The sequence below is a fragment of the Aphanizomenon sp. CS-733/32 genome (assembly GCF_028330045.1).
Lineage (GTDB): Bacteria > Cyanobacteriota > Cyanobacteriia > Cyanobacteriales > Nostocaceae > Dolichospermum > Dolichospermum gracile.
This window is the reverse complement of the sequence record NZ_JAQMSE010000179.1, coordinates 1-17,048: the sequence shown is the minus strand read 5'-3', so window position 1 is coordinate 17,048 and position 17,048 is coordinate 1. Positions and strand designations below refer to the sequence as shown.

General features: G+C 37.7%; 13 protein-coding genes and 1 pseudogene. 4 read left to right on the top strand and 10 right to left on the bottom strand.

Features of this window, described 5'->3' with window-relative positions; all coding sequences use genetic code 11:
- Positions 1 to 87 precede the first annotated feature (87 nt).
- The 8 genes from PN471_RS14425 to tig form a co-directional block, all read right to left on the bottom strand.
- Entirely contained in the window at positions 88 to 3,516 is a 3,429-nt protein-coding gene (locus PN471_RS14425; RefSeq protein ID WP_271777442.1) for an Eco57I restriction-modification methylase domain-containing protein, read from the bottom strand.
- Between the two features lie 71 nt (positions 3,517 to 3,587).
- Positions 3,588 to 4,031 (bottom strand): DUF29 domain-containing protein, encoded by a 444-nt coding sequence (locus PN471_RS14420; RefSeq protein WP_271777441.1) that lies wholly within the window; start codon positions 4,029 to 4,031, stop codon positions 3,588 to 3,590.
- A gap of 162 nt (positions 4,032 to 4,193) precedes the next feature.
- Positions 4,194 to 4,643 carry a DUF29 domain-containing protein gene (locus tag PN471_RS14415; RefSeq protein WP_271777440.1) on the bottom strand — a complete coding sequence of 150 codons (450 nt, stop codon included), beginning with the start codon at positions 4,641 to 4,643 and terminating at the stop codon, positions 4,194 to 4,196.
- Between the two features lie 37 nt (positions 4,644 to 4,680).
- Complete coding sequence (locus PN471_RS14410; protein WP_271777439.1) at positions 4,681 to 5,130, bottom strand: DUF29 domain-containing protein; 450 nt, start codon at positions 5,128 to 5,130, stop codon at positions 4,681 to 4,683.
- A gap of 89 nt (positions 5,131 to 5,219) precedes the next feature.
- Positions 5,220 to 6,059: an alpha/beta fold hydrolase gene (locus tag PN471_RS14405; RefSeq protein ID WP_271777438.1), complete on the bottom strand. Its 840-nt coding sequence runs from the start codon at positions 6,057 to 6,059 to the stop codon at positions 5,220 to 5,222.
- A gap of 106 nt (positions 6,060 to 6,165) precedes the next feature.
- Positions 6,166 to 7,506, bottom strand: coding sequence for an ATP-dependent protease ATP-binding subunit ClpX (gene clpX, locus PN471_RS14400; RefSeq protein WP_271777437.1), 1,341 nt, complete (start codon positions 7,504 to 7,506; stop codon positions 6,166 to 6,168).
- 30 nt (positions 7,507 to 7,536) lie between these two features.
- Entirely contained in the window at positions 7,537 to 8,214 is a 678-nt protein-coding gene (clpP, locus tag PN471_RS14395) for an ATP-dependent Clp endopeptidase proteolytic subunit ClpP (protein ID WP_271777436.1), read from the bottom strand.
- Positions 8,215 to 8,362: 148 nt separating this feature from the next.
- Positions 8,363 to 9,772 carry a trigger factor gene (tig, locus tag PN471_RS14390; protein ID WP_271777435.1) on the bottom strand — a complete coding sequence of 470 codons (1,410 nt, stop codon included), beginning with the start codon at positions 9,770 to 9,772 and terminating at the stop codon, positions 8,363 to 8,365.
- A 587-nt stretch (positions 9,773 to 10,359) separates the two neighbouring features.
- Here tig and PN471_RS14385 point away from each other — a divergent pair.
- The 3 genes from PN471_RS14385 to PN471_RS14375 all read left to right on the top strand — a co-directional run bounded on the left by PN471_RS14385 (position 10,360) and on the right by PN471_RS14375 (position 14,345).
- Positions 10,360 to 11,373: an aspartate-semialdehyde dehydrogenase gene (locus PN471_RS14385; protein WP_271777443.1), complete on the top strand. Its 1,014-nt coding sequence runs from the start codon at positions 10,360 to 10,362 to the stop codon at positions 11,371 to 11,373.
- Between the two features lie 93 nt (positions 11,374 to 11,466).
- A complete protein-coding gene (gene dapA, locus PN471_RS14380; RefSeq protein ID WP_271777434.1) occupies positions 11,467 to 12,351 on the top strand; it encodes a 4-hydroxy-tetrahydrodipicolinate synthase in 885 nt (294 codons plus the stop codon).
- A gap of 227 nt (positions 12,352 to 12,578) precedes the next feature.
- Positions 12,579 to 14,345: a ribonuclease J gene (locus PN471_RS14375; protein WP_271777433.1), complete on the top strand. Its 1,767-nt coding sequence runs from the start codon at positions 12,579 to 12,581 to the stop codon at positions 14,343 to 14,345.
- Positions 14,346 to 14,569: 224 nt separating this feature from the next.
- On the opposite strand, the gene PN471_RS14370 is transcribed toward PN471_RS14375, so the two are convergent.
- The gene (locus PN471_RS14370) at positions 14,570 to 15,748 is read right to left on the bottom strand and encodes a PstS family phosphate ABC transporter substrate-binding protein (RefSeq protein ID WP_271777432.1); all 1,179 of its coding nucleotides are present in this window, start codon (positions 15,746 to 15,748) and stop codon (positions 14,570 to 14,572) included.
- Between the two features lie 245 nt (positions 15,749 to 15,993).
- Positions 15,994 to 16,191, bottom strand: a pseudogene (locus PN471_RS14365) (anion transporter); the annotation flags it as partial.
- Positions 16,192 to 16,568: 377 nt separating this feature from the next.
- Here PN471_RS14365 and PN471_RS14360 point away from each other — a divergent pair.
- Positions 16,569 to 16,946, top strand: coding sequence for a Mo-dependent nitrogenase C-terminal domain-containing protein (locus PN471_RS14360; protein WP_271777431.1), 378 nt, complete (start codon positions 16,569 to 16,571; stop codon positions 16,944 to 16,946).
- Positions 16,947 to 17,048: the final 102 nt, after the last annotated feature.

Sequence of the window (17,048 nt, the reverse complement as noted above, 5' to 3'; positions counted from 1 at the left end):
GTTTCACTTTATCACACCATTTCGCTTTTAATGCTATTTATTCTCATTAAGCATCTTAATTTTTGAATTGACTTTAGTTATTATGTACTACTTTAAGGGCTTTTTTGATCTGTGACAGTTTGGGGTGCGGAATGTGGGATTTAAAGCTGCATCTTTCACAGTTTCTGCAACTATGGGAAATGTACTCAATATATGACTAAATTCCTCTTCTGTTAATCCATATAAATGGGCAATTATTCCATCTAATTCGGCGCGAATTTTCCCTCTTTCTCTCTCGTCTGTAACTCCGTTTTCATGACTTGTTAATCCTACCTCTCTCGCTAATTCATCATATTCTGCTGTGGTACAGATGAGTTTGGCTGCACGTTCTACTATTTCTTGAAAATATGCGTCTTTTTCTGTTAATCTGGGTACGGGTGTTTGATAAACGTAGAACATATTACAATGTGCAGTTACTCTTTGACGAATAACAAAATCACAAATAAAACTATTCAAAATTGAAGAAATAACTAGCAAATTTTTAAAGTTATCAATTTTTTTACTGATAATTAAAGTATTACCACAAAATAGACTTTTATGAACAACAGTTGCAATCATTGTTCTTTCATTTGTACTGCTTGCAACATCCCTAAAACCTAATCTATAACACTGATAATCTAAAATTTGCCCCTTATCAACACCATTTTTACCTAAAACTGCTTTTCTTCCTTCCTCCTCATCTATCCAGTACCGAGGTTCAGCAAACTTATGGGTAAATTGATGAATCATTTTCCCTTCATATAAAGGTAATCTTCCTTTTCCTGGTTCAGTTTTAAATAAATGACTATCATTAGTCATGTGAAATTCAGCAGTTAACTTTAAATTCCACTTATCCTGAATTTCCTCCCCCAACAAAGGAAAGCGACTCATTTTTTCCGCAATGTGAATATCTAAATCAGTTTTAAACTCCATAACCGAAATAGAATCAGGAGACAATTTCCGAATCAGATTAACATTAATTTTAATTAACTCAGATTCATCATGTAAAAATCTTTCTAACTCTTCTTTTCTAATCGCTTCTCTAGGGTTAATGCGAAAACTAGCTTTAAAAGATTGAGTTTCATTGCCCTTTTGAAAATCTAGTAAACAGAATTTAAAAGCATGATGAACTCCTTCAAAAATAAACTTTTCATTAGAAAAACTAAATAATTTACCAAGAGAAGTTTGCGAAAATAACATTTCTCTGAGTTGTTTAGTTCCTAAATCTGTATAAATTCCTGTGGGAATAATAATCCCACAACGTCCATTAGAGTGTAATAAATTAAAACATTGTTCTACAAACAACTTATATAAATTAATATCAGTTCCCTGTTTTTTACCATTCACCACAGAAATTTGATTAAGATATTGTTCCGCACTTCTAAAATACAAACTTACATGAGGATATTGACTTTGATATTTTAACCAAGCATTAGCAATTTCAGGATTTGCTAATAACTGCTTTTGTTGTTTTTCAAAAGTCTTAATATCCATCTTATTCTTAGTCACTAAATCACTATATTCCGCAAAAAACTCCTTAGCTTGTGGTTTAAAAATCTCCCAAGGAGGATTACCCAAAATAATATCAAAACCACCCTTAGCAATAATCTGATCAAAATGATAACCCCAATGAAAAGGTTTTAACCCTTCCATATCCGCAATATTTAAAAGTCGTTTCACAGGTTTACCCTTTAACTGCACTTCCTCATACTTAATCTTTAAATTCCCAAACTCATCTAATAACAATTGATTTAACTTAACCAAAGATTCCCGGTTAACATCATTAATATGGTGTTTCAAAAATTGTAAACGATCTTCTTGTTCCGTATCTTCAACTTTTCCTGCAATAAAAGCGTGTTCCTTATACATCTTAATACTTTCATTTTTCTCATTTAAAATAGTTTGATAATCCTGGGCTTTTAATTGTTGTAAAATATCAGGATTTCCCACAATATCAAAACGTTTATCATCAACCCGAATCAACCCAATTAAAGAATTACCTGCCATAATGTTAAAATCAACATTAGGTAAAGGTTCTAAATCATCCACAGTTTTTGCAGAAGCAACTAAACTTAAAAACAAGCGTAACTTCGCAATTTCTACCGCCTCCTCCATGATATCCACACCATAGAGATTGTCAGTAATCACCCGTTTTTTGATATAATAATCCAAGGAAGGATGATTTTGTTTAATCTTCCTTAATCTGGCTTGATTTTCTGCATTTCCCGAAACTTGAATAAAGTCAAAAATGGCGGTATAAACCTTAATTAAATGTTGTAAAGCAGCAACTAAAAACGCCCCACTACCACAAGCAGGATCTAAAATTGATAGTTGTGGTAATATCTCATCTAACAATTGCTGACACAATTGATTATTGAGATGATCAAATATTTCAATATTAGCAATTTTCTCACTAATAAACTTATTAATAGTCCGTTCACAAAGATAATTAGTAATTTCCGGTTTCGTATAATAAGCGCCAAATTCTTTTTGGTTAATATACTTCTCAAAAATATATCCTAAAACATCAGGATTAATTTCATCATCCTTACCACTGGGGGTATCATCTAAATGCCAAGTATAACCAGAAAATAACTTAAATATATCCTCAAAACCAGCATCATTAATGATAATTTCACCCCGATACTTTTCCTCAATAATATGGGGTAAAAACAACCCACCATTTATATATTTAATTCTACCAATTAAAGCCGCAGTTCCATCTTTACGGAACTTTTCAGCATTACCAAAACCATCAAAAAACAAAGTCTGTAAAAACTCTTGATAATATAAATCTTTACCTTTGCTTTGACTAGCTTTCAACTTATCTTGTAAATAATCAGTATTTCCATGATCTAAAAACCCCTTTTTCTGGAGAAAATAAATAAACATCAACCGATTCAAAATTACCGAAGCATACCAATTAGCATCTTTAATATTATCTATACCTTTAATAAAGGTAACAAATTTCCGATGTTCCAACTGGAAATCATCAAAAAACTTTTTAGTAACCTTTTCAATATCAAAAGCCTTTTGAGTACGTTGAGTAACATCAGTTAAAGTTAAATTTCCTTCTTCAGCAAAATCAATAAATAAAGATTCTAACTTTTGAGTTAATAACTCTCCAGATTGAGTAATATGAAAAGTAGTTTCCTTGGCTTTAGTTTTATTTGCAGATTCTCTTTTTACCCATTGCCAAACCTGCTTTTCTTGCTTTTTATCAGTATAAATAATTAAATGTTCTTGACTATAACTTGTAACTTCTGTATCAATCTTTTTCCTGATTTTAGCATTAGGTAAAATACCATTTTCAGACACACAATGATAAACCATCATCCCGCGTTTTTGGGCAGCAGCTTCTATAGTATAATTCTCCTCATCTACAGTTAAATAAAGAGGAGAACCATCTGCATAATCCCAACCCAACTCTTCAATAAATAAAGATGTAAAATCAGACGATTGGAGATATGTTTTAACTTGACTGCGATTGAATTTCATAAAATGCACTCCTGGTATATGTACTCAAATATCCTCTCAAAGATCCCCGACTTCTCTAAGAAGTCGGGGATCTAGTAATAATCAATATCTAACAATTGTTCTAGAGAATAAGGAGATATTTCAGGAAAATCAACTTTAAACTTAGTTTTTATCTGCACATATTTTAAAGCCCGATTATAAATATAACCCATCTCATTAGCTAGATAATTACGTAAATTAGTTGTTAATCTATCCTCAATTTGATAACGAAAACCTAAAATTTCTGATTGCCAATGATAATAATTTCTTTCAGATTCCTCCGTCCAATATTGCAGTAATAATAAATGTCTAATCACTTGTTCTAATAAACTTTTAACTGCATTTTTCTTTTCACTTCCCAAGTCTTCCAACTCCTCAATTAAATTCTCTAAATCCACCTCATTAAAACGACCTTGTTTCAATAAATCAATAGTTGCTAATAACCATAAATAATCATCTGTTTCATAGAGTTGCTGTAAATTAGTCAAAACATTCATATTTTTACCTCCTAACTTATTTAATTAATTATTTCTCTAACTCAATTAGGTAGGTGAACACAATAAAACCAAACTGTGTAAAGAAATGTAAAATCGCCTAAACCCTCTTCACTCTTGCCTCTTGCCTTTTGCCTTGCCATAACGACAATTTTCAACGCCAACCTACTTAGGTAAATAATCAATATCTAATAATTGTTCAAGAGAATAAGGACATTGTTCAGGAAAATCAACCTGAAAATTAGTTTTTCTTTGCACATATCCTAATGCCCTTTGGTAGATATTTGATTTTTCTTCAACTAAATGATTGCGTAAATTTGTGGTTAATTTAGCATTAAGTTGATCTCGGAAACTATAAATCTCAGCTTGCCAATGACCAGAATTTCTCTCAACTTCAATAGTCCAATACTGATACAGTAATAAATGTCTAATAATTTGCTGTAATAAACTTTCCACAGCATTTTTCTTTTCACTTCCCAAGTCTTCCAACTCCTCAATTAAATTTCCTAAATCCACTTCATCAAAACGACCTTGTTTCAGTAAATCAATAGTTGCTAATAACCATAAATAATCATCTGTTTCATAGAGTTGCTGTAAATTAGTCAAAACATTCATATTTTTACCTCCTAATTTATTTAATTATTTCTCTAACTCAATTAGGTAAATAATCAATATCTAACAATTGTTGAAGAGAATAAGGACATTCTGCGGGAAAATCAACTTTAAGCTGAGTTTTTATCTGCACATATTTCAAAGCATCAGCATAAAGATTTAGCATTTCTTTAGCTAAATGATTACGCAAATTACCAGTTAAACGTCGTTTAAGTTGATTTCTAAAACTGACGATTTCAGCTTGCCAATGATAACGATTTGTTTCATTTTCTTCTATCCAATATTGCAATAATAATAAATGTCTAATAACTTGTTCTAAAAGACTTTCAACTGCATTTTTCTTTTCACTTCCCAAATCTTCCAACTCCTCAATTAAATTCTCTAAATCCACCTCATTAAAACGACCTTGTTTCAATAAATCAATAGTTGCTAATAACCATAAATAATCATCAGTTTCATAGAGTTGCTGTAAATTAGTAGTAACTATCATAAATTTACCTCCTATTTACCTCTAAAATAACACACATATAAATAAAGATCCCCAACTTCTCTAAGAAGTCGGGGATCTGATTCTACCAATTACGAACAACTTAAAAACTCTTTGACTATTGCTAAATAAGTTTCTGCGTCTTCCAACATCGGAAAATGCGCCGTATTGGGAATAATATTTAATTGAACCTGATCACTTAAAGCCGCCGCCGTTTTCCCTAATTTAGCTGGAATAATAATGTCATGTTCCCCAGCAATTAGCAAAGTTGGTATAGTTAACTTAGCAAATTCTCCCGGCATTGTTTCCGCTTGTTCTTTACTCACAGAAGTATAAATAGTCCCTAAAGCCGCTTCATAATGGGCATTAACAAAATCTTCCAAAAAAGCCTGACTTTCCGCTTTAGGAATAGGACGATGTAAAAATCTGGCCATAAACATTTTATCAGCCAAAGGAATTTTACTTAACCACTGCGGGCGGAATTTCACCACATAACCACCAAATTTATGAAAAGCCGAAAAAGCCTTTTCATCATATTCAAAAATACCGCTACAAGTTAAAATTCCCTTGGCAACTTTTTCAGGATAACGATTAAAAAATAAAGTGGCAATAGAAGCACCCATAGAATGGGCATTAATATAAACACGATCAAGATTTAACTCATTTAATAAAACCGCCAAATCTTCCGCGTATTCTGTTAATTCATAACTTAAATTCCCGTTATTTTGAGGTTGACATTGAGAACGTCCAAAACCCCGTAAATCATATAATAAACAATCAAAATTATCTAATAAAGCCTCAGCCGTACTTTGCCAATATCTCGCTGAACCAGCCCAACCATGCAAAAAAACCATCACCGGTTTCATAACATTTGATGGTTTTTTCATCCACTCGTAATAATGGTCTACACCCCGAACATTTATATAAGTCATTGCAAGAATTAAAAATTAAGAATTAACAATTGACAATTGACAATTGGCAATTAACAACTGACAACTGACAATTGACAACTGACAATTGACAACTGACAACTGACAATTAAGCCGACTCTGGTTTAGGTAAAGAAGAAGGATGTACTATCAATTCAGCAGTAGAACGTTTTTCCACCATTTCCTTAGTAATAGTACAGCGAGTCACATCCTTACGAGAGGGTAACTCATACATGACATCCAGCATCAATTCTTCCACAATACCCCGTAAAGCCCGCGCTCCAGTCTTGCGCCGATAAGCCTCTTGAGCGATCGCTTTCAAAGCATCTGTTTTAAAATCTAACTGGACATTATCCATATTCAGCAGTTTTTGGTACTGTTTCACCAAAGCACTCTGTGGTTCGGTCAGAATTGCCATCAGCGCATCCTCATCCAAAGGATCAACCACAGCCACCATGGGAATCCGCCCAATAAACTCAGGAATCATCCCAAATTTCACCAAATCATCTGGTTGCAGATGACGTAACGTATCAGCAGCCCGTTTTTCCTTAGTTTGCACATCTCCAGGTTGGACAAAGCCAATTGACTTTTTGCCCACTCTCTGATCTACAACCTTTTCCAAACCGACAAACGCCCCGCCACAGACAAACAAAATATTGCTCGTATCAATTTGGATACAATCTTGATATGGGTGCTTACGTCCCCCCTGGGGTGGAACATTGGCAATAGTCCCCTCCAGCATTTTTAGCAAAGCTTGTTGTACCCCTTCCCCAGAAACATCTCTAGTAATTGAGGGATTCTCACTCTTGCGGGCGATTTTATCAATTTCATCAATGTAGATAATCCCCCGTTGAGCCTCCTCCACATCCAAATCCGCCACCTGCAACAGACGCAACAGGATATTTTCTACATCTTCCCCCACATACCCAGCTTCCGTCAGGGTTGTAGCATCAGCAACAGCAAAGGGAACATCGAGAATTTTGGCTAGAGTCTGTGCCAAGAGAGTCTTACCGCAACCAGTCGGACCAATCAATAAAATATTGGACTTTTGTAATTCGATCGCATCATCTGCCCCAGCCTTTGTATTACCCTTAGACTGAAGAATCGCTAATCGTTTGTAATGATTGTAAACAGCCACAGATAGCACCTTTTTGGCTTCATCTTGACCGATAACGTGTTCGTCTAAATAATTTTTAATCTCTCTTGGTTTAGGGATTTGATTAAACGAGAGATTAGACGAACTGGTACGACGTTTTTCAGTTGGTTCTGACTTTTGCGCCGGTTGTGATGCAGCAGCATTGGTATCCAGCAATTCCTCATCGAGGATTTCATTACACAAGTCAACGCATTCATCGCAGATGTAGACTCCCGGACCTGCGATTAATTTACGTACCTGCTCTTGAGACTTGCCACAAAATGAACATTTTAAATGGGAGTCGTACTTAGACATATCAGCCTCTTATTTCAGAATGATGACGATTTACCCTGCTGTGGGAAGATTTTGTCTAGAAATGACCTGATCGATCAAACCATAATTCTTCGCCTCTTCTGCTGACATGAAAAAGTCGCGCTCGGTATCAGCCTCAATTCTCTCCAAGGATTGGCCAGTATGCTTGGCCATTAATTGATTTAATTCACCCTTAATATAAAGAATCTCTCGCGCTTGAATTTCAATGTCAATGGCTTGTCCTTGAGCGCCACCCAGGGGTTGGTGAATCATAATCCGGGAGTCAGGTAAAGACATCCGCTTTCCAGCAGTTCCAGATGTTAATAAAAAAGCCCCCATGCTCGCTGCCAGCCCAAAACAGATAGTTACAACATCGGGACGTATTTGTTGAATTGTATCATAGATTGCCATACCCGCGTAGACAGAGCCACCAGGAGAATTAATGTACAATTGAATATCTTTTTCCGCGTCTTCAGAATCGAGAAAAAGTAATTGGGCAACAATAGAATTAGCTACAACATCATCTATGGGAGTTCCCAAAAAAATAATCCGCTCGCGGAGTAATCGGGAGTAGATATCAAATGCCCTTTCTCCCATCCCAGACTGTTCTACCACCATTGGCACAATATTACTAGGGCTGCCAGAACTGCCACTAGTACCAATAGGACTCAAGCTGTTGATTGGGTAATTTCCCGACTGCGATACAAGCATACTAGAATATTTAAAAATAAATGGCATGAAATTGTGAACTGTTAACCATTATGCCCTATATGGCAGAATTCAGGAGTCAGGAGTCAGGAGTAAAAGAACTTGTGCCTCTTGCCTCTTTACTGTCACCTGTCACCTGTCACCTATCCTGTTACTCAGGATTACTGGTTTCTGCTTCCTGAACTGCTTCAGTGCTTTCTGAATCTGTTTCTGTTTCTTCCGCCGCACTTAGAGAACCTTCAGGAACTAGTTCCACAGATGAACGTTCTAGCAACCAATCAACGATTTTTTTGGTTAAAAGTTCTTCTTTAACCACTGCACGCAATCTATTTTCATCCAAATCTTGATCAGCATACTCTGCCATCAATAGGGCGACTCTAGCTTGTACTTCTTCCTTTGCCACTTCAATAGATTCACGTTTGCCAATTTCTTGTAAAGATAGATTTCGTTTCAGACGTTCTATAGCTTCAGGTTTGGAGCGATCGCGTAATTGAGGAATAATTTCTTGAGTGAATAGCTTTTTGACATCTATTCCTTGCTCGGCTAACTTCATAGCCGTCTGCGACAGCATAGCATCAATTTCTTGATCAATCAGTGTTGTCGGCAAATCTATTTCCACATGATTGAGTAGTTCTTTGACTAACGCTTCTTGCTGATTGTCCTTGGTTTTATCGGCTGCTTCTTTTTGATACCGTTCTTCTAAGGATGCCCGTAATTCGGCTAAGGTCTCGAAGTCGCTGACTGATTGGGCAAAATCATCATCCAATTCTGGCAGTTCTTTGGTTTTAATTTCTTTGAGGGTAATAGTAAACAGGGCCGCCTTACCAGATAATTCCTCATTACCATAAGGATCTGGGAATTGAGCAGATACTTCTTTGGTTTCCCCAGGGTTCATGCCCACTATACCCAAGACAAAACCGGGAATGAACTTATCTTCTTGTAACTCAACTTGAAAATCAGTTCCTTCTCCACCGGGAATTGGTTTGGGTTCACTATCAGGATCATCCCCTTCAGTTTTGGCAATTACACCCTTAAAGTCAATTACTGCCATATCACCGATTTGGGTGGCACGTCCTTCCACGGGGACTAAAGTTGCTGATTTTTCTCTTTGAGCTTCAACAACTGTATCTACTTGGGTAGGATCGTACTTGATTTCCTCCGCTTTAACTTCTAAACCAGTGTATTGGTTTAACTTGACTTCTGGGAATACATCCACAGAAGCGGTAAAAGTCAGGGGTTTTCCTGGTTCATAATTGACAATTAAATCATCAAAGGAAGAACTTAATTGGGGCTGACCAAGAGCGCTAATTGCTTCTTGTTTAATTGCTTGGTCAATGCCTTCTTGCAGCATTTCTTCTAGGGCGGTTGCCTTGACGCGAACCTGACCAATACGTTGTATTAATATTTGCCGGGGTACTTTGCCTTTGCGAAACCCAGGAATATTGATGGTACTAGTTAATTTTCTAATAGCTTGCTCGTATTTTTGTTTGGTAATTTCCGGTGTAATTTCTATTTCTAAACCAATTTGACTGGCGGGAAGTTTTTCCTGGGTAACTTTCATGCGTTGTTTCTATTTTTCTGGTATTTTAATCTGCTATCTAAATACTAGACAAGTCTAGATATTTACTTCTACGGGGGTATAGGATCGGTTATCCCGACCTAAGTTAACGCGCTGTTTTTGAGACGCGATTATATTCTGAATAGATATCATTCAGACACAAATGCGTGTGAATGTCTTTCAACAGAGATCCAGTTTACTGCAAAAAGTAAAGGACTGAACACTTTATGATATTCTTTCAACATAGCAGCCCTAGTTCCGGTAACATAACTTTACAGGCAGGACTTCTAGCAAATACCCAAATGTTAATCGCTCTTGGTTTTCTTTTTTTGCAGGTTGCTGTATAATGGGATATTATACGATAATGTAATGACTTCCATAGCTGTAAAGTCCGATATCAATTAATTTTAACGGCAATATAAACAACAAAGTCTCGAATTTCTCAATAGTCACCGAGAATTGGGATATAATCGCAAAAATATGCAAATTTTACTATTTAAAATCTGCTGTTGACAGGAACAACAGAAACCTATGATTTTTTAAGTTGTCCTAAAAAAAGTGCTAGTTACCTCTTAAAGGAGGAGTTGAGTTTGTCTAAGTCCTATCGTGTAGCTATTTTGGGAGCAACTGGTGCTGTAGGTACTGAGTTGCTGGAATTACTAGAAAGCCGAAATTTTCCCCTAGCTGAATTAAAATTGTTGGCATCGCCACGCAGTGCGGGAAAAACACTCAGATGCAAAGGGGAAGATATTCAAATTGAGGCAGTGAGCGATCGCAGTTTGGCAAACCTAGATATAGTCTTAGCTAGTGCTGGGGGTAGCATCTCCAAAACTTGGGCGAGTGTGGCGGTAGAAAAAGGAGCAGTGGTCATTGATAATTCCAGTGCCTTCCGCATGAACCCGGATGTCCCTTTGGTAGTTCCAGAGGTAAATCCCCAAGCCGCATTTACTCACCAAGGAATTATTGCCAATCCCAACTGTACGACAATTCTCATGTCCTTGGCAGTTTGGCCATTACATCAAGTTAAACCAGTGAAAAGGATTGTCGCTGCTACCTATCAATCAGCTAGTGGTGCTGGGGCGAAGGCAATGGAGGAAGTAAAAATCCAAAGTGAGGCTATACTACAAGGAAAGCAACCAGTAGCGGAGGTTTTACCTTACCCATTGGCATTTAATTTATTTACCCATAATTCTCCCATGACAACTTGGGGATATTGTGAGGAAGAAATGAAAATGGTGAACGAAACCCGTAAGATCTTTGGTAATCAAGAAATCAGAATCACCGCGACTTGTGTACGGGTTCCCGTACTCCGCGCCCATTCTGAAGCCATTAATCTAGAGTTTGAAACACCTTTTGATCCAGATGAGGCTAGAGAAATTTTAAGAACATCACCTGGGGTGAAATTAGTAGAAGATTGGCAAGCCAATTATTTTCCGATGCCTATAGATGCTAGTGGTAAAGATGAGGTTTTGGTGGGAAGAATTCGCCAGGATATTTCTCATGCTTGTGGTTTAGACTTATGGCTATGCGGCGACCAAATTCGTAAAGGTGCAGCTTTAAATGCAGTGCAAATTGCTGAATTATTAGTAGAAAAAATTTACTAAAATTGACTAGAGTATAAGTTTAAATTCAGTCATTTCTCATCAATCATTAGATAATCAACAACTGACAACTAACAAATTAGGAGAGAAAAGAGTGTGGGAGATTTTGGAACAATTGTAACTGCTATGATTACACCGTTTAAGACAGACGGTAGTATTAATTATGATGTAGTTGCCAAACTGGCAGATTATCTAGTTAACAACGGTACAGATGCAATAGTGGTATGTGGAACAACAGGGGAATCTCCAACCCTGACTTGGGACGAAGAATATCAATTATTTGTTGAGGTATTGCAAACTGTATCAGGTAAAGCTAAAGTAATTGCTGGTTCTGGTTCTAATGACACCAAAGAAGCGATCGCCGCCACCCAAAAAGCAGCTAAAATAGGAGTACATGGTTCTTTACAAGTAGTTCCCTATTACAACAAACCGCCACAGGCTGGATTATACAAACACTTTCAGGCAATAGCTCAATCAATTCCTGACCTGCCCATGATGTTGTATAACGTTCCTGGGCGCACGGGTCAAAACCTCAGTTCCGAAACAGTGGTAAAATTAGCGGAAATTGATAACATTGTCGCCATTAAAGAAGCCAGTGGTAACTTAGATCAAGTGAGTGAAATCCGGCGCTTGACACCCAAAGAATTTCAGATTTACGCTGGAGATGATTCTTTAACTTTACCAATGTTAGCCATAGGATCTCAAGGGATAGTCAGTGTAGCTTCTCATTTAGTGGGTAATCACATCCAAAAAATGATTCAAGCCTGGAAAATGGGAAATACTCAACTTGCCACCGACATTCATTTGCAATTGTTTCCATTGTTTAAAGCTCTATTTTTAACTACAAATCCCATTCCTGTCAAAGAAGCACTCAAACTACAAGGTTGGGAAGTAGGTTCAACTCGTCTACCCTTATATGAAGCCGATACAGATGTATCGAAAAAATTAGAGTCAGTAATGCAAAAGCTGAATTTAATCTAGGCAATAATAGGTGAGTGATTTATAGATAATGTGTACAAATGGTTACTAGACTGTCACTTTAACACTTGTGCTACAACTGAACAATATAAAAATAATTCAGTTTGATGTCAACGAAATCAAATAGGACTTTATAGAAGCTGAATTTAAACAGAAAATTTGGTCTTTTCTTTGATACAAGAAACCGAACAATCAACTGATTCACAACTAACAAAAATCTCCAGGAGAAAATGTCTAAAAACGAATCTAATCCCGCTCTCAAAATTATTCCTTTGGGCGGTTTACACGAAATAGGTAAAAATACTTGCGTTTTTGAATATGAGGACGAAATTATCCTGTTAGATGCAGGATTGGCATTTCCCACAGAAGCCATGCACGGGGTAAATATTGTATTACCAGATACAACTTATCTACGGGAAAATCGCCACAAAATTAAGGGCATGATCGTTACTCATGGTCATGAAGATCATATCGGGGGAATTGCCTTTCACTTGAAGCAATTTGATATTCCGGTAATTTATGGACCTAGACTAGCAATGGCCATGCTAGAGGGTAAACTGGAAGAAGCAGGGGTCCGCGATCGCACAGAATTAAGAAAAGTTCTTCCCCGTGACGTGGTGAGAATTGGTAAACATTTCTTTGTCGAATATATCCGCAACACCCACTCCATCGCTGATAGTTTCACCGTTGCTATTCATACACCATTGGGCGTAGTTATCCACACAGGGGATTTTAAAATTGATCATACTCCCGTAGATGGTGAAAAGTTCGATTTACAACGTCTGGCAGAACATGGTGAAAAAGGCGTACTTTGCCTATTGAGTGATTCCACTAACGCCGAATTGCCAGGATTTACACCTTCCGAACGGGCTGTTTTTCCTAACCTTGACCGAGAATTTTCTCACGCTACGGGGCGCTTATTTGTCACCACCTTTTCTTCTAGCGTTCATCGCATCAACATGGTTTTGCAACTAGCAAGAAAACATAATCGTGTGGTGACAATTGTTGGGCGTTCTATGCTGAATTTAATCGCCCATGCTCGGAATTTAGGTTATATCAAGTGTGAAGATAGCCTATTTCAACCATTGCATACGGTTCGGGGGATGCCAGATGAGAGAGTGCTGATTTTAACCACTGGCTCTCAGGGTGAAACAATGGCAGCGATGACAAGAATTGCCAATAAAGAACACCCCCATATCAAAATTCGCCCAGGAGATACGGTTCTCTTCTCCGCTAACCCCATTCCTGGTAACACAATTGCTGTGGTCAACACCATTGATAAATTGATGATTCAGGGGGCAAAAGTGGTCTATGGACGGGATAAAGGGATTCACGTTTCTGGACACGGCTGTCAAGAAGAACAAAAGTTGATGATTGCTTTAACTCGTCCTAAGTTCTTTGTGCCATTTCACGGTGAACATCGGATGTTGGTGAAGCATTCGGAAACTGCTCAAAGTATGGGGATTCCGGCAGAAAATATGGTGATTATCCAAAATGGGGATGTCATCGAGTTAACGGAAGATTCTATCCGTGTTGCTGGAAAAGTGCCAGCGGGGATTGAATTGGTGGATACTTCTAGTTCGGGAATGGTGAGTTCTAAGGTGTTGCAAGAACGCCAACGCATGGCTTCTGAGGGGACTGTGACTATTGCTGCCGCTATTGATTGGAGTGGTAAGCTAATGGCGAAAACGGAAATTCATATGCAGGGTGTGGTGACAAGTATCGAGCGATCGCTTCTGCAAAAATGGGTACAACAACGCATTGAGGAAATTCTTAGCGTTCGCTGGACGGAGTTCTCTCCCGTAGAAGGACAACCTGCTGATACTGATTGGGGTGGATTACAGGAAACTTTAGAACGTGAGTTGGCGCGTTCTATGCGGAGAGAGTTGCAATGTCAACCTTCTTTGACGTTGTTGATGCAAGTCCCGGAAGAGCCTGCTGTGAAGGTTTCTGATGGTAGAAGACGACGGACTCGTTCTACTGCTGTGGCCTCTTAAAGAATTATTTCGCGCAAAGACGCTAAGGGGCAAAGGCGCAAAGGTTTTTAGATCTTTGCGTTCTTGCTTGAGAGTTAACAAGACAGTTAATTAGGGCTTGCTGATAGCGTAGCGTGGACTATGACTCCATACGTCCTCATGCAAGCTATAGCCATATAAACCGAAAACCTAGATATATGAAGAATTTTCGGGTTGAAAAAGAGAACCGAAGAGTGTCAAATTCCTTAGAAATTAGCTTGTTTTTGCAAGACCTGTTCTAGAGTTAAATTAAATTGAGATTTACCCTCAAAAACAGTGCCGACTTTACCTTTGTTAAAATGGATCTTATTTAACTTGTAAGCGTGATCTGTTAAGGGTACATCCCCAATAGCACTGACAAACTCAGGTGCTTTATCCATGTATAATTCTAAAAATTCTCTCAGATCTGGTTTTTGCCGAAGAGATTTATAGCTGACATATATAAACAGTGGACGAGAAAGTGGTCGGTATTTTCCCCATTTCACACTTGTCCGTGAAGGCATCACTGCACCAGTACCGCTATCTACAGATAGGGCTTTCAATGTATCTTTGTTAGAGTTGTAATAGGCGTAGGGAATAACAGCTAAGGCGTTGGTATCACTGCTAACTTTGCTCTCTATGACTTTGTAATTTCTATCAGCTTTATAGTCCTTACGAATAGCCCCTTCTTGTCCCACGGCAATTTGTGTAAAATAGTCAAAAGTGCCTGAATCTTTATCAGGACCATAAAGGTTCAAGGGTTTATTCGGCCAAGTGGAACGAATCTGATTCCATGTAGTAATTTTACCTTCGGCTGATGGTTCCCAGATTTTTTTGAGTTCTGCCAGGGTTATATCCTGCGCCCAATTATTTTGAGAGTTAACTACTATTGTTATTGCATCAAAACCAATGGGTAATTCAAGGAATGTCACGTTATTTTGATTACACTCTTTGATTTCGTGAGTATGAATTGGTCGAGAAGCATTGTTAATATCTGTCTCTCCCAAACAAAACTTTTTAAACCCCCTACCAGTACCGGAAGAATTAACTTCAACTGCTTTTACTGAAGGTGATTTACCATTATTTTTCTGGAAGTTATAATCATTGCTGACTTCTTGGGTAATAGGGTAAACAGTGTCTGAACCATCAATTTTAATAGCTGTTTTTGTCTCATTTGATTGGGATAGTTGACATGATGATACCAGTGCGGAGAGTCCCACAAGGAAAGTTAGAGAAAATATTGGTCGCAAGAGATGTTTGCTAAGAAGTTGCATTGTTCTAATTGTAGTAGATGCTAATTTGACTAAGAGGGTGTTTGAAAAGGCTTTTGAACCCACGAAGGTGGGTTTTGTCTGTGTAGCCGCGACTTCTAGTTGCCCTTGCAAGTAATAAATTATACTTTTCAAACACCCTCTAAGGCATGATTAATCATTGAATAATAATCACATTCCCAGATAAAAGCAATAGCAAAAACAGCCAATTTCAGCAAAAATCCTTAAAATAGTATAAAATTGCAATATTCAGAAACCAAGATTAATGTCAATCCATCTAAAGATAGATATTGAAGTACGGATATTGACCGGAGTTTAGACACTCGTAAGTAATTATAAAAGTGTTATTCTTTAAACAAGAATACGTAAAAGTTCTAGGTAATGGGATTTAAGCCTAAAGATAGAGTTAGACTGAAAGTGAGGGGTGTAAAAATTAGGGCTATGGTGTCATTGGGAAAGCAAGCCGAAAGGATTAAGGATGCCACACCAAAAGTGAGAACTATCAATAAGCCTAGAGGACTAAGGGTACACCTCAATAGCAGTACCAATGCTTTGCAGAAAAAGCCGGCATAGGACAGGACAGGTTGGAGCCCAAACCCTCTTCACTCTTGCCTCTTGCCTTTTGCCTTGCCATAACGACAATTTTCAACGCCAACCTACTTATTGCTATAATAAGTTTTGTTGCAGTCAAAAGAAATCACGCCCAAAGGCAGATGTCTTCACTAAGATATTAACTGTGACGGATTATTCATAAGATTGAATAAATTCTAGGATTGCTTTTTGGAAAATTAGGGTTAGGGTGACGTATTAATATATGGATTCAATCATGGGGAGCGGTTAATTAATTACACTTTTTACAGAATTTACCTAATAATCCTGTTTTCCGGTTCAGGTTCTTGTCATATTACATATTCATCAATAAGGTGAACACCCTCACAACAAAAGAGGAATTACCATGAAGGTATCTAAAAATACTAACAAAAAGATTTTTTTAGCAAGTTGGATTTCTCTACATCCAGTAGACGCTAGTGAAGCTAATATGACTGCGTTACACCATGTTGCGGCCCAGCCGGCTTGGGACTTTTTACGTCCTTTGCGTAATTGGTTGGATAACATTCAGGTGCGCGATCGCCGATTAGCTCATTGTCTCTGTAAATACATTCCGGCTCAGTGTCCATTTGAGCGTGATGTCAAAGTATTTGGTAAAACACTGTTTCACATTCCGCCAATGTGTAAACTTAATCCTTTATACGAAGAAGTAGTAGGTTTGCGATTTAAAGCCATGTGCTATCTAGCTGATACCTGTGGCGAAGACATTTCTCAGTATTGCTAATAGGTGACAGGTGCTACGCCACGGGGACAGGTGCTACGCCACGGGGACAGGTTACAGGTTACAGGTTACAGGTTACAGGTTACAGGTTACAGGTTACAGGTT

Excerpts from the sequence above, each read along its gene's own strand:
- PN471_RS14425 (WP_271777442.1), bottom strand. The coding sequence starts at position 3,516 with ATGAAATTCAATCGCAGTCAAGTTAAAACATATCTCCAATCGTCTGAT.
- PN471_RS14420 (WP_271777441.1), bottom strand. The coding sequence starts at position 4,031 with ATGAATGTTTTGACTAATTTACAGCAACTCTATGAAACAGATGATTAT.
- PN471_RS14415 (WP_271777440.1), bottom strand. The coding sequence starts at position 4,643 with ATGAATGTTTTGACTAATTTACAGCAACTCTATGAAACAGATGATTAT.
- PN471_RS14410 (WP_271777439.1), bottom strand. The coding sequence starts at position 5,130 with ATGATAGTTACTACTAATTTACAGCAACTCTATGAAACTGATGATTAT.
- PN471_RS14405 (WP_271777438.1), bottom strand. The coding sequence starts at position 6,059 with ATGACTTATATAAATGTTCGGGGTGTAGACCATTATTACGAGTGGATG.
- clpX (WP_271777437.1), bottom strand. The coding sequence starts at position 7,506 with ATGTCTAAGTACGACTCCCATTTAAAATGTTCATTTTGTGGCAAGTCT.
- clpP (WP_271777436.1), bottom strand. The coding sequence starts at position 8,214 with ATGCTTGTATCGCAGTCGGGAAATTACCCAATCAACAGCTTGAGTCCT.
- tig (WP_271777435.1), bottom strand. The coding sequence starts at position 9,772 with ATGAAAGTTACCCAGGAAAAACTTCCCGCCAGTCAAATTGGTTTAGAA.
- PN471_RS14375 (WP_271777433.1), top strand. The coding sequence starts at position 12,579 with ATGTCTAAAAACGAATCTAATCCCGCTCTCAAAATTATTCCTTTGGGC.
- PN471_RS14360 (WP_271777431.1), top strand. The coding sequence starts at position 16,569 with ATGAAGGTATCTAAAAATACTAACAAAAAGATTTTTTTAGCAAGTTGG.